This is a genomic window from Candidatus Alistipes pullistercoris (assembly GCF_027665465.1).
Lineage (GTDB): Bacteria > Bacteroidota > Bacteroidia > Bacteroidales > Rikenellaceae > Alistipes_A > Alistipes_A hominis.
In genome coordinates this window covers 377,745-390,582 of record NZ_JAQDED010000002.1, presented here as the reverse complement: position 1 = coordinate 390,582, position 12,838 = coordinate 377,745, and the positions used below count along the sequence as shown (strand labels likewise).

At 55.0% G+C, this 12,838-nt stretch carries 12 protein-coding genes; 6 read left to right on the top strand and 6 right to left on the bottom strand.

What is annotated here, in order from left to right; genetic code table 11:
- Positions 1-23: 23 nt before the first annotated feature.
- Positions 24-491, bottom strand: a complete 468-nt coding sequence (locus tag PGR91_RS04960) for a TlpA family protein disulfide reductase (RefSeq protein WP_055201834.1) — start codon at positions 489-491, stop codon at positions 24-26.
- 221 nt (positions 492-712) lie between these two features.
- Between PGR91_RS04960 and mce the strand changes: the two genes are divergently transcribed.
- The 6 genes from mce to PGR91_RS04930 all read left to right on the top strand — a co-directional run bounded on the left by mce (position 713) and on the right by PGR91_RS04930 (position 6,123).
- A complete protein-coding gene (mce, locus tag PGR91_RS04955) occupies positions 713-1,123 on the top strand; it encodes a methylmalonyl-CoA epimerase (protein WP_055201831.1) in 411 nt (136 codons plus the stop codon).
- A gap of 34 nt (positions 1,124-1,157) precedes the next feature.
- Positions 1,158-2,720: an acyl-CoA carboxylase subunit beta gene (locus tag PGR91_RS04950; RefSeq protein ID WP_118656377.1), complete on the top strand. Its 1,563-nt coding sequence runs from the start codon at positions 1,158-1,160 to the stop codon at positions 2,718-2,720.
- A 2-nt stretch (positions 2,721-2,722) separates the two neighbouring features.
- On the top strand, positions 2,723-2,941 hold the full coding sequence (locus PGR91_RS04945) for a hypothetical protein (protein WP_055201827.1): 219 nt from the start codon (positions 2,723-2,725) through the stop codon (positions 2,939-2,941).
- A gap of 82 nt (positions 2,942-3,023) precedes the next feature.
- A complete protein-coding gene (locus PGR91_RS04940) occupies positions 3,024-3,446 on the top strand; it encodes a biotin/lipoyl-containing protein (protein ID WP_118656375.1) in 423 nt (140 codons plus the stop codon).
- Positions 3,447-3,498: 52 nt separating this feature from the next.
- Positions 3,499-4,467, top strand: a complete 969-nt coding sequence (locus tag PGR91_RS04935) for a family 43 glycosylhydrolase (protein ID WP_055201823.1) — start codon at positions 3,499-3,501, stop codon at positions 4,465-4,467.
- Positions 4,468-4,524: 57 nt separating this feature from the next.
- Positions 4,525-6,123, top strand: coding sequence for a beta-N-acetylhexosaminidase (locus PGR91_RS04930; protein ID WP_055201821.1), 1,599 nt, complete (start codon positions 4,525-4,527; stop codon positions 6,121-6,123).
- A gap of 130 nt (positions 6,124-6,253) precedes the next feature.
- Here the strand turns inward: PGR91_RS04930 and PGR91_RS04925 are convergent, their stop codons facing one another.
- The 5 genes from PGR91_RS04925 to PGR91_RS04905 all read right to left on the bottom strand — a co-directional run bounded on the left by PGR91_RS04925 (position 6,254) and on the right by PGR91_RS04905 (position 12,457).
- The gene (locus PGR91_RS04925; protein WP_118458430.1) at positions 6,254-7,840 is read right to left on the bottom strand and encodes an ABC-F family ATP-binding cassette domain-containing protein; all 1,587 of its coding nucleotides are present in this window, start codon (positions 7,838-7,840) and stop codon (positions 6,254-6,256) included.
- A gap of 294 nt (positions 7,841-8,134) precedes the next feature.
- Positions 8,135-8,449, bottom strand: coding sequence for an L-rhamnose mutarotase (gene rhaM, locus PGR91_RS04920; protein WP_055201816.1), 315 nt, complete (start codon positions 8,447-8,449; stop codon positions 8,135-8,137).
- Between the two features lie 70 nt (positions 8,450-8,519).
- Positions 8,520-9,563 (bottom strand): L-rhamnose/proton symporter RhaT, encoded by a 1,044-nt coding sequence (rhaT, locus tag PGR91_RS04915; protein ID WP_101571193.1) that lies wholly within the window; start codon positions 9,561-9,563, stop codon positions 8,520-8,522.
- Positions 9,564-9,655: 92 nt separating this feature from the next.
- Positions 9,656-10,909: an L-rhamnose isomerase gene (locus PGR91_RS04910; RefSeq protein WP_055201813.1), complete on the bottom strand. Its 1,254-nt coding sequence runs from the start codon at positions 10,907-10,909 to the stop codon at positions 9,656-9,658.
- Positions 10,910-10,981: 72 nt separating this feature from the next.
- Positions 10,982-12,457, bottom strand: coding sequence for a rhamnulokinase (locus PGR91_RS04905; protein ID WP_118656373.1), 1,476 nt, complete (start codon positions 12,455-12,457; stop codon positions 10,982-10,984).
- Between the last annotated feature and the right edge of the window lie 381 nt (positions 12,458-12,838).

Here is a 12,838-nt window from a genome sequence, read left to right as displayed (position 1 = left end):
TCGGATCAATCTCTTCGTCAGGGCTACTCCCACTCCAGCGTCTTTTTCAGCTCCTCGGCGCCGAATTTCGACGAATTGCCGAACCAGAGCACTTTCCCGCGCGCATCGAGCAAAACGCCGTACGGGACGAACTGCGCTCCGTAGGCGGTGAACGTCTTGTGTTCGTTGTCCACCGCGACGGCGAACGCATATCCTTTTCCGTCCATTACGCTTTGGATCTTATCTTTCGTTTCGCAGCCGATGACGACTACGTTCAGTTTTTTGCCGTAATTCCGCGCGAAGTCGTCCACGGTGGGCAGGCGCTTCATACTCAGGTCGCTGCGCGAGAAAAAGAACTCGATTAACGTGGGCTTTCCGCTTTGCAACTGGTTCTTGCTGATCCACTCGCTGAGTTTCAGTTCCGGAGCTTTTTCCCCGTTGATCAGTTGTTGCGCTTTGACTCCTGAAAAGGCCAGCAACAAAATGCCTGTTATAACGATGATCTTTTTCATGAGCACGACAATTAAACAAATATACGTATTCTTATTAATAAAACGAAAATCAGTATCAAAAGTTGCACCGATTTTAGCGACTGTATGTTTTTTGGACAGAAACTTTCCGGTAGATACTGGATTTTAAAGAATAAAATCCTAAATTTGTGAGATTCGGATTTGAATAATCCCCTTATTGCATACGGCAGCTATTAACTTACTTAAAAATAAAAATCTGTATCATGAAAGTATCGCACATCGAACACCTCGGTATCGCAGTGAAAAGCTTGGATACCGCCATCCCGTATTGGGAAAAAATGCTCGGAACCAAATGCTATAACATCGAAGAGGTCGCCGACCAGAAAGTGAAAACCGCTTTCTTTAAAGTCGGAGACACGAAGATCGAGCTGCTCGAATCGACCTCTCCCGAAGGTTCGATCGGCAAGTTCATCGAAAAGAGGGGCGAAGGCGTGCACCATGTGGCTTTTGCCGTCGACGGGATCGAAAACTGTCTGGCCGAATGCGAGGCGAACGGCATCCAACTGATCGACAAGGCTCCGCGCGGAGGCGCCGAAGGGCTTAGCATCGCGTTCCTGCACCCGAAGTCTACCGGCGGCGTGCTGACCGAACTGTGCGAAAACAAGAACAAATAATTTACCTGAAACCGTATATAACTGCAAAACTAAAATGAGCGACATTCAAGAGAAAGTCAAAGAATTGATGGGGTATCGCGAACAGGCGAGACTCGGAGGCGGTCAGAAAAGGATCGATTCACAACATAAAAAAGGGAAAAAAACGGCGCGCGAACGCATTAAGCTACTGCTCGACGAAGGTTCCTTCGAAGAGTTCGATATGTTCGTAAAGCACCGCTGCAATAATTTCGGCCTCGAGGAAGAGACCTATTTCGGCGACGGCGTCGTAACCGGCTACGGTACGATCAACGGCCGTCAGGTGTACGTGTTCTCGCAGGATTTCACCGTGTTCGGCGGTTCGCTGTCCGAAACCTTCGCCGCTAAGATCTGCAAAGTGATGGATATGGCGATGAAAAACGGGGCTCCGGTGATCGGAATCAACGATTCGGGCGGCGCGCGTATCCAGGAGGGCGTGAACAGTTTGTCCGGTTATACCGAAATCTTCCAGCGCAACATCCTCGCTTCGGGCGTTATCCCGCAGATCTCGGCTATCTTCGGACCTTGCGCCGGCGGCGCGGTTTATTCGCCCGCGTTGACCGACTTCATCCTGATGAGCAAGGGCAGCAGCTATATGTTCGTTACCGGCCCGAAGGTCGTGAAGACCGTGACCGGCGAAGATGTGACGCAGGAACAACTGGGCGGCGCTTCGATTCATGCGGCCAAGAGCGGCGTGGCCCATTTCGTTTCCGAAACCGAGGAGGAGGGGATCGAAATGCTGCGCAAGCTGCTGAGCTTCCTGCCGTCGAACAACATGGAGGACGCTCCGGTAGCCGCCTGCACCGATGCGATCGACCGGATGGAAGACGTGCTGAACGACATCATCCCGGACAACCCCAACAAGCCGTACAACGTGCTGGACGTGATCCATGCCGTAGTCGACGGCGGGGATTTCCTGGAGAGCCAGGCGAAATTCGCCCCGAACATCGTGACCGGTTTCGCCCGTTTCGGAGGCCAGAGCGTCGGGATCATCGCGAACCAGCCGAAGTTCCTGGCCGGGGTGCTCGATATCAACGCTTCGCGCAAGGCGGCCCGTTTCGTGCGCTTCTGCGATGCGTTCAATATTCCGATCGTGACGTTTGTCGACGTGCCGGGCTTCCTGCCGGGGACGGCCCAGGAGTACGGAGGAATCATTATCCACGGTGCGAAACTGCTGTTCGCTTACGGCGAGGCGACCGTTCCGAAAGTGACGGTAATCCTGCGCAAGGCCTACGGCGGAGCTTACTGCGTGATGAGTTCGAAACACCTGCGCGGCGATATCAACTATGCGTGGCCGACCGCAGAGATCGCCGTTATGGGGCCGAAAGGCGCTACCGAGGTGTTGTCGTCGAAAGAGATCGCTGCGATCGAGGACGAGCAGAAAAAAGCGGAATTCATAGCCCAGAAGGAGGAGGAGTACCGCGACAAGTTTGCCAATCCGTACGTGGCTGCCCGGTTCGGTTATATCGACGATATCATCGAGCCGCGTAACACCCGTTTCCGCATTGCGAGGGCGTTGCAGTCGTTGGCCAACAAGCGTCTGGCGAACCCGCCGAAGAAACATTCTAATATTCCGTTGTAGCGATGAAGGGATTTTTCAGCAGATTGTTTGCATCCAAAAAATCCGGATCTTCATCTTCCGAAAACGAAGTGGTTGCGGCGATTGCCGTCGCTCTCGAACTGTACGGCAGGGAGACCCGCACGGCTCCCGCTGCCGTCGTTCGGACGGCGAAAGCGGCTTCCGGATGGAATTGCAAAAGTTACGGGATGACCCGCCTGCCGCAGCGCAACCGCCGCTGGTAGGGAATGATTGCAGGGCGCCGCGGCCGGTCCGGTTTCCGGGGAGTCGGGACGCCCGTTCATACAAACGACAGATCGAATCATCATGAAGGAATATAAACTGAATATCAACGGAAACGATTACCAGGTCGCCGTCAACGACCTGAACGGAAACCGCGCTGACGTGACGGTGAACGGAACGAACTATACGGTGACGCTCGACCAGGAAAAAGCCGTCGCTGCGAAACCGGTCGCTGCCGCCGCGCCCGCTCCGGCACAGCCGGCGCCTGCCGCAGCCGCGAAACCCGCCGCCGGCGGAGGCGCTGTCAAGAGTCCGCTGCCGGGCGTGATCCTCGACATCAAGGTTGCGGTCGGCGATGCGGTCAAAGTCGGACAGCGTCTGATGGTGCTCGAAGCGATGAAGATGGAAAACAACGTCGATTCGGACAAGGAAGGCACTGTTGCGGAGATTCGCGTCGGCACCGGAGATTCCGTGCTCGAAGGAGACGTATTGATCGTTATCGAATAGGCATCCGGTCCGGCAGGTTGCTGCCGGGGCGCTGTCGCAAAACATTTCGGCTATGTATAAGATCAACCGTTGGGGTGCCGCGTTCCTGCTGTTGGCGGGGATGGCTTGTTGGGTTTGTTCCCCGCTCGGCGCGCGCGCGCCGGAAAAGATGCGGGCGAATTCCGGGCAAATCGGGCAGTTTTCCCGCGAGGGCGAATACGTCAAGGATTATTTCGTCATCAAGAAGGGGCGTACGTTCCATCTGTTCTACAACGTGGGCGTGGCCAACGATACGCAGGACTGGCAGGAACCGGACAGCGAGAAGGCGTTCGGACACGCCACTTCGACCGATCTGGTGCATTGGGAGCATCACCCGCGCGTCATCCGGGTCGTTCCCGGTACGTGGGAGGGGCAGGTCGTATCCGCTCCGTCCATCGTGAAGCACAAGGGAACGTACTACATGGTTTATACCGGGTTCGACGACCGTTGGCTGGGCAAGCAAACCGTCGGTCTGGCTACCAGCAAGGATCTGTTCGACTGGAAACGTTGTCCGGAAAATCCGGTCTATACGGCGCCGGAGTGGGCGATGCGCAATCCGACCGGTTGGGAGGATTGCCGGGATTCGCACATCCTGCGATATGGCGGGCAGTTCCTGATGTTTTCGATGGTCACTACCGCCGACGGCAAAGGCGCGATCGCGCTCGCTTCGTCGGACGATGCGATCCGTTGGAAAGATCTCGGGCCGGCGCTGATTACGTTTACGACGCCCGAAAGTCCGCGGGTTTTCGAGCATGATGGCACATATTATATGTTCGCTACCAGCGGACACGGGAAAGTGCTCTGCAAGACCAAAGACCCGATGTCGAACCGCTGGGAAGAGGTGCCGTTCGACTGGCCGCCGGACGGATTGTGGTCGGGCTGGGAGATCGTCGAAGATAAAGGCCGTCTGATTTTTTCCGCTTTCAAGTGGGAAATGAACGGCAATTTTATCCGTTTCTGGGAAGTCGAGTGGGACGGCGAAACGCCGGTTATCCGCTACTGACCGTTTTCGGAACCGGTTTGAATGACTTAAATTAACCAAGCATTAAAACGCTTCTTTATGAAAAAACTTTTTATCGGCCTGGTTGCCGCGGCGCTGTTCGCCGTAAACGGAACACGGGCGCAGAACCACCCGATCGAGATACTGCCGAAGCCGGTCAAGATCGTCGCTTTCCAGAACGCAGCCGTATTGAGCGGGGAGACTTCGGTTTATCTCGATCCGAAAGCGAACCTGAATCAGGATTACGTGACCGGGGTGCTGAAAGAGGCCGGGATCGATCCGGTTTATACGACCAAAGCCAAGAAAGCCAAACTGGCGTTTAAACTCAATGCCGTGCCGTCGAATAACAACGACGAGGCGTATCGCCTGGCCGTGATGTCCCCGGACAGCAAAAAGCAGATCGTGGCTACGGCCGACGCCCGTGCGGGGTTGCTCTATGCGTTGCAGACGCTGCGCCAGATGACCACGCCGCAGAACGGCCTGGTGACGATACCGGCCTGCGTGATTACCGATGCGCCGGCTTTCCCGTGGCGCGCTTACATGCAGGACGAAAGCCGTCATTTCCAGGGCGCTGAAACGGTCAAGAATCTGCTGGACGAGATGGCCCGGCTGAAAATGAATACGTTCCATTGGCATCTGGTAGACGATCAGGGGTGGCGTATCGAGATCAAAAAATATCCGAAGTTGACCGAACTCGGTTCGAAACGCGATTTCGACCACATGAACGTTACGTCGGAAGAGTGGGACGAGTTGTTCCCGAAACGCGCTTATTATACGCAGGACGAGATCCGCGACATCGTGAAGTATGCCGACGACCGGGGGATCAAGGTGATTCCCGAGATCGAGGTGCCGGGGCACGCTTCCGCTTCGATCTATGCCTATCCGTGGATCGGCGCCACGAGCCGCAGGGAAGGGAAAGCCGTCGTAGGCGATCTGTACGACGTGACCGACCCGAAGGTCGAGGAGTTCCTGCACGATATTCTCGATGAAGTGGTGGCGCTGTTCCCGTCGAAGATCGTGCATATCGGCGGCGACGAAGCGAATTACACGCACTGGCAGAATTCGGAGGAGATCCAGGCTTTCATGAAGGCCAACGGCCTGCCGACCTGCTCCGATTTGCAGGTATGGGCGATCAACCGGATGTCGAAATACCTCGCCTCGAAAGGGTGTCGGATGATCGGCTGGAACGAGATTACCGGCGACAATGTTCGCGGCGAAGCGCACGTACAGGCCAGCCAGTCCGAGAAATTGGCTCCCGGTACGATCGTGCAGTTCTGGGACGGGGATATCAGTCTGGTGAACAAAGCGATCGAGAAAGGGTACGACGTGGTCAATTCGAACCGTTTCTTCACTTACCTGGACTATCCGTACGAAGTGACCCCGTTCGAAAAGGCTTATTCGTTCAATCCGATTCCGGACGGCCTGGCCGATGCCGATAAAGAGAAAATTCTGGGAACCGGCTGCCAGATGTGGGGCGAATTCACGCCGAACCTCGACCGGCTTTATTATCAGATTTTCCCGCGTATCGCGGCTTATGCCGAGTGCGGCTGGACGCCTGCGGACAAGAAATACTACGAAGATTTCCGCAAGCGGTTGAAAAAGATCGAGAATATCTGGAAAGAAAAAGGTTATCTGAAAACCCAGTTGGATAAATATTGATTTTCCATCCGATCCGTTGTCGTTCGTAGCGGAACGCGCGGGTCGGACCGTAAAAAAGAGTCCGGGAAAACGGAGACGATTTCGTCATACCGTTTTCCCGGACTCTTTTGGGGCGTTCCGGAAGCGGCGCTTATCCGAGTTCGACGGTTTTCGTGATTCCTATTTCGTCGGTGAAGTTCCGGTCGTGGGAGATAACGAGCAGGGTGCCCCGATAATCGCCTATCGTATCGGCGAGCACGGCGAGGCTCGACAGGTCGAGATTATTGGTCGGTTCGTCGAGAATAAATAGATCGGGAACATGGTTCGAGATCATCAGGCAGCACAGGCAGAGCCGCATCTTTTCGCCGCCGCTCAGCGCGTTGCAGCTTGTGTCCCACGTGTCTGCGGCGAATAGGGCCCGCTTGAGCCGCATCTTGATCTCGTGGTCGCAAAGGTTGCTGCGGTTGTATTTTTGCGCCAGTTCCAGTACCGTCTGCGGAGTGTCGACCAGACTGTATTCCTGGTCGAGGCAGACGTACGAGAAGTCGGTTCTGCGGATTTCGCCCGCTGTCGGGAACAGTTCTCCTGTCAGCAGCCTGACGAGAGTCGTTTTGCCGCTGCCGTTGTTGCCGGTAAGACGTATCCGTTCGCCGCTGCGGATCTCCAGGTCGAGCGGCATTCTCCACAACGGGCGCTCCCGGTCGTAACCGAAGTTCACTCCGTCCGCAGCGATCAGCAGTTTCCCGTTATGCAGCAGCGCATCGTCGAAATCGATTTTGAACCGGCACGCCGTTCCGCGCTGTCGCCGCAGATCGTTCAGCCGCTTTTCGTTCAGGCCGACGATGTCCGAATGTTTTTCCCGGAGTTTCGAAATCGTTGTTTCACCGCGGTCTTTCGCCCCTTTGCGCAGGATGCGGGGAAGCCGGTCTTTGTTCCGTTCTCCTTGGTTGAACCTTTTCTGCTGTCGTTCCGCGATTTCTTGCGCTTTTTTACGGGCCAGCCGCAGCGCGGCCTGTTCCGAATCGATCCGCTGCTCCAGGGCGCTGTCTTCGATTCGTTTTTGTTCCCGGTAGAAATTGTAGTTTCCTCCGTATGTTTTGAGCCCTTTCTTGGAGAGTTCGCAGGTGCGGTCGAGCAGATTGAGCAAGTAGGTATCGTGACTGACTACGATCAACGTAGCCTTGCAGGTGCGGATGTAGTCGTAAAGCCGGTCGCGGCCCGTGCGGTCGAGGTGGTTCGTGGGTTCGTCGAGCAGTACGATGGCCGGTCGGTGGATCGTCAGTCCAGCCAGAGAAAGTCTCGTTTTCTCCCCGCCGCTCAGCGAATCGGTCGATGCGGTTAGTTCTACGTGCGGCAGGCCCCAAGCGTCGAGAGCGGAACGACAGCGGGATTCGATGTCCCAGTCGTCCGCCAGCGTGTCGTAGTGATCCGGGTTGGCGCTGCCGTCGCAGATGGCGCGCAGTGCGTCGAGTTTCTCCGCGACGCCCAATGTCCGGCCGACCGATTCGCTCCGGATGTCCGTTTGCTGGGGAACGTAATAAGGGGAGACGGAACGGCCGATGCTTCCGCAGGAAGGAGCCAGTTCTCCGGCGATCAACCTTAGCAAGGTCGATTTTCCGGTTCCGTTATTTCCGACGATCGAGATTTTCTCGCCCGGAAGTACCGATAGGTTGACCGGTTCGAAAAGAGGTTGCCGGTTGGTATAGCGGTAATTTACACCGCTTAGGATAATACTCATCAAAGTACGATTAATAAGGGGTCTTGCATGAGACCGGGTTGATAAACCGAAAAATGTTAGTTGCTTCGAGGCGTCGGTTTAACAGTACCGACTATCAATCGTTTATTCTCATCGGAGTATTTTTTGATTCGGGTGCAAATCTAAGCATTAAAATCCGGTTAACCTAACCGGGCGCGGAATTTCAACGGAATGGATTTTTTAGATGATTGCTCCTCGGGTGGTCGTTTAAGCGCGGCGAATAAATAAAAAAAGAGGATGACCGAAGTCATCCTCTCCGTCCCGGAAGACCCGGTCTTATTCCATGTAGAATACCTCTTTCAGCGGAATCGAAACCGGCGAGTTGTCCGGATTCACGTCCATGATGTCGGCCATGTAGTCCCACCATTTTTTTACGATCGGATTCGTGCCGAGATCCTGCGAACCGCTCTCGCCTCCCTGTTCCTGAACGGCGAACAGCAGGTTCGTCTCCTTGTCCCAGAAGATGTAGTAGTCGCTTACGCCGGTTTCTTTCAGCAGTTTGACCAGTTCGGGCCAGATCGCGCGGTGGCGTTTTTCGTACTCTACCTCGCAACCGGGTTTGAGTTTCATTTTAAATGCGCATTTCATAATATTGAAGTTTTATTGGTTAAGAATTCCGGAACCGGAGTCGGTTCCGGAATTCGAATAGGTTTTATCCGGTTTAGTATCCGAACGCCATGTTCATCAGCGACGGTGCGAATACCGAGAATACCAGGATCACCAGACCGATGACCAGTACGGAGATCGTTTTCGAATTGCAGCCTTTCCATTCTTTGAGCAGGATGCCCCATACGTTCGAGAACGTTACGTTCAGCGACATCAGGATGCTCCATGAGAAGGCCATCAGCAGCGGCGAATCCACCAGGAAGCTCTTGCCCATTTCCAGTCCGAAGAACTGTGAATACCACAGCACTCCGGCCAGCGCGCAGAACAGCACGTTGTTTACGAAAATGCCGCCCGGAACGGAGAAATAATCTTTTCCCGTTTTGTTTTTGATATTTTGCTGGATACAGTAAGCGGCATTCGTAAGGAATCCGCCGAAAGTCACCAGCAGGATAACCGGCAGACCGGCGAACAGCGGTTTCACGCCGTTGGTGAGCGCAGCTTCTTTGATCGGTGTTCCGGCGTCGAGACCGAGTGCGAAACAGGCGCTCATTACGCCGGCCAGCAGGGCTACGAGCAGACCTTTGGTCAACGCGAAATCTTTGATAGCGGCTTTTTTCTCCTCTTCGGTCATGTTTTTCGAGCGCAGCGAACCGGCGTAACCGATCACGGCGATACCGGCTAGCGTGATGCACACGCCTACCAGCAGGATCAGACCCTGGCCCTGGAACAGGTTCGTGCCGGCGAAAATGGCCGGCAGCAGCGTACCGAATCCGGCACAGGTTCCCAACGAGATCGACTGCCCGAGCGCAACGCCCAGGTAGCGCATGCTGAGTCCGAACGTCAGACCGCCGACGCCCCACAATATGCCGTAAACGATGGCTTTTGCAGCGCCGCCGTTTCCGAGCAGTTCGAACAGTCCCATTCCTTCGGGAACGCCCAGCAGCGCGCCGAGCAGCGGAAATACGAGCCATGCGAAAATGCCCTGGACGATCCAGAAGCTTTCCCAAGCCCAGTTCTTCACTTTATTGATCGGCACGTACGAGCTTGACTGCCCGAAACTGCCTATCGCGATGATAAGTAAACCCAGTAAAATTTCCATATGAATCAGTAGTTTTTAACAAGCTATCCGCACATGTCGTTTTTCGGGAGAAAAACACATGCACGGACAGCTCGCTTGGTTAATATCGGATATTATCTCTTAGAGGTAATTTCCTTTTCGTATTTTTCGATTTCCGTGATGTAGTCTTCGGCAACGGGAACGTTGTTCTTGTAGCAGAAGTAGTCGTACACGGCAGCCCACGGCATACTCTTGGCTTCTTCGAGCACAGCCATGCGCTGGAACAACTGGCCGTTCGCTTCATACTGGCGCAGTTTGCTGATCGGGGTCAGCAGTGCCTGCAGGAACGCTTTCTGCGTAGCGCGGCTACCTACCACGTATGCGCCGATCCGGTTGATCGAAGCGTCGAAGTAGTCGAGACCGATATTGGTCTTGTTCAGTGCGTTGGCCCATACGATTTCCTGTGCCAGCAATTGTACGCTGTCGTTCAGGATAACCACGTGGTCGCTGTCCCAACGTACCGGACGGCTTACGTGCAGCATGATTTCCGGCGTGAAGAGCAGCAGCGACGAGATCTTGTCGTAAGTCTCTTCGGTCGGGTGGAAGTGACCCATGTCGAGCGTGCACATGATGCCGTTCTGTACGGCGTAACCCATGTAGAACTCGTGCGAACCTACCGTGTAGCTTTCGAGGCCCACGCCGAATACTTTGCTCTCGACGGCGTCTTTCACGTTTGCGAATTTGTGGGCGAAGATCTGATCGAGCGAGTCTTTCAGCAGCGAACGGTACAGGTAACGGTCGACGGTCATATCTTTCGAACCGTCGTGGATCCACAGGTTGTGGCAGGCTTTGTCGCCGAGCTGTTTACCCATTTCGTCGGCGATCTTACGGCTGCGGATGGTGTGTTCGATCCAGAAGTCGCGGATGCCTTTGTCGCGGTTCGACAGCGACTGGTCGCCGCTCTTCGGGTGCGAGAAGCTGGTGCTGTTGAAGTCCAGTTTCATGTTGTTGGCTTTCGCCCAGTCGATCCAACTCTGGAAGTGTTTCGGTTCGATCTGATCGCGGTCTACCTTTTGACCGCCGAAGTCGCCGTAGATGGCGTGGATGTTCAGACGGTGATTACCCGGCAGCAGGCTTTTCACCTTTTCGATGTCTTTGCGCACTTCTTCGATGTTGCGGGCTTTGCCGGGATAGTTGCCGGTAGCCTGAATACCGCCCGAAAGCTGGCCGTCCGGGTTTTCGAAACCGGTTACGTCGTCCGTCTGCCAGCAGTGCAGCGACAGGGATACTTTGGCGATCTGTTCCAGTACGGCGTCGGTATCGACACCGATTTCGGCATAGCGTGCTTTGGCGGCCTCGTAGGCTTGCTGGATTTTTGCGTCTTTCATGGTTTTTGTTTTAAGTTAAAGAGTATTGAATGATTGTTGTTTTCTGTCGTTACCGAATCCGGCGGAACGGAATTATTTGATCAGCGATTTGATGCGTTCGTAAGCGGCGTTCCATGCGTCGGTATCTTCCGGCGTGAACGTTTCGATCTCGATGGCTTCGCCGATCATGTCGCGCATCTCCTGCAGCGAATTGACGCAACCTGCGGCGCGCGCCTGCAGCATGATGTTGCCGATGGCCGTGCCTTCCGACGGGCCGGCGACGACGGTTACGCCGGTTGCGTTGGCCGTGAACTGGTTTAGCAGGCGGTTCTTTGCGCCCCCGCCGATAATGTGCAGCCGTTCGATCGGGAACGGAGCCAGCGAACGGAACTTATCGAGCACGTTCTTGTATTTCAGCGCGAGGCTTTCGAAGATGCAGCGGATCAGTTCGGAGTGGTTGCGCGGAACTTTCTGGCCGGTTCTGAGGCAGAAGTCCTTGATCGCCTTGATCATGCTGGGAGGATTGGCGAACGATTCGTCGTCCGGGTCGATGAACGACTGGAACGGAGCGGCGTCGCGCGCCATTTTGACGATTTCGGGGTAAGTGTATTCGATCGCTTCTTTACGCCACTCTTTGATGCACTGTTCGAGAATCCACATGCCGGTGATGTTCTTCAGCAGTCGGGTAGTGCCTTCGACGCCGCCTTCGTTGGTGATGTTCAGGCGCGAAGTTTCTTCGGTGATGATCGGGTCTTTGACTTCGATCCCCATCAACGACCAGGTGCCGGAGCTCAGATAAGCGAATTTTTCGTTTTTGGCCGGAACGGCTGCCACGGCCGATGCGGTGTCATGACCGGCAACGGCTACCACCGGCAGTTTGCCCAGTCCGGTTTCTGCGGCCAGCGCATCGGTCAGCGTACCGATCACGTAACCCGGCATCACGATGTCGCCGAACAGGTTGGCCTTCACGCCCATTTTTTCGAGCAGGCAGGTTTCGAACTTCTTGGTGCGCGGGTTCAGTATCTGCGACGTGGATGCGATCGTATATTCGACCACTTTCTTGCCGGTCAGCATGTAGCTCAGCGCGTCCGGAATGAACAGCGCTTCTTTCGCGGCGTTCAGCAGCGACGAGTTGTCGCGCTTCATCGCGTAGAGCTGGTACAGGCTGTTGAAGTTCATGATCTGGATGCCGGTGATATCGTATACCTCTTTGCGGGGCAATACCTTCTCGAAATATTCTTCCGGCGCTCCTGTCGTGTGCTGGTCGCGGTAAGCGTGCGGAATACCCAGGATCTGACCGTCTTCGCCGAGGAATACGAAATCGACGCCCCAGGTGTCGATGCCGATCGAGGTGATCTCCACGTCTTCCTTGGCGGCGGCGATCATGCCGGCCTTCAGGTGTTCGTACAGCGAGAAGATGTTCCAGTAAGCGTGTCCGTTCAGTTCGAGGATCTGGTTCGGGAAGCGGGTCAGTTCCTTCATCTGGAGTTTGCCTTCGTTCAGCGTCCCCAGGATGGTACGGCCGCTGGTTGCTCCAAGGTCGAACGCCAGAAATGAAATTTGTTTCATCGGTTTTCGGTTTTTAAGTTTATTTAATTTGTTTGGCTTAATAAGCTGTCCGAACAGCCGTCGCAAATCAAATTTCCGAAAACCGAACACGCTGAGATCGTTTTTCGGAGTTTGCAGATTGTGCGGGGGAATCCCCGCGTCCTCGTTGCTCCGGCTTTTCGCGCCGTCCCGACCGTCCCGGTTTTCAGCCCCGGTTGCTCGTTCCGTCTGCGATACGATTTCTTTCGTGTCTCTCTGTCGCGTTGCCTCTTTGTAACCTCCATGTCTTTCGGCGCGCCGTCGTTTTCCGCCGCATGTCCGAAAGCTGCATCCGTATCTTATTGTCCGGCTGTTGCCGACGGATGCCGTGTTTTTGTGAAAGCAAATGTACCTAAAACAAGG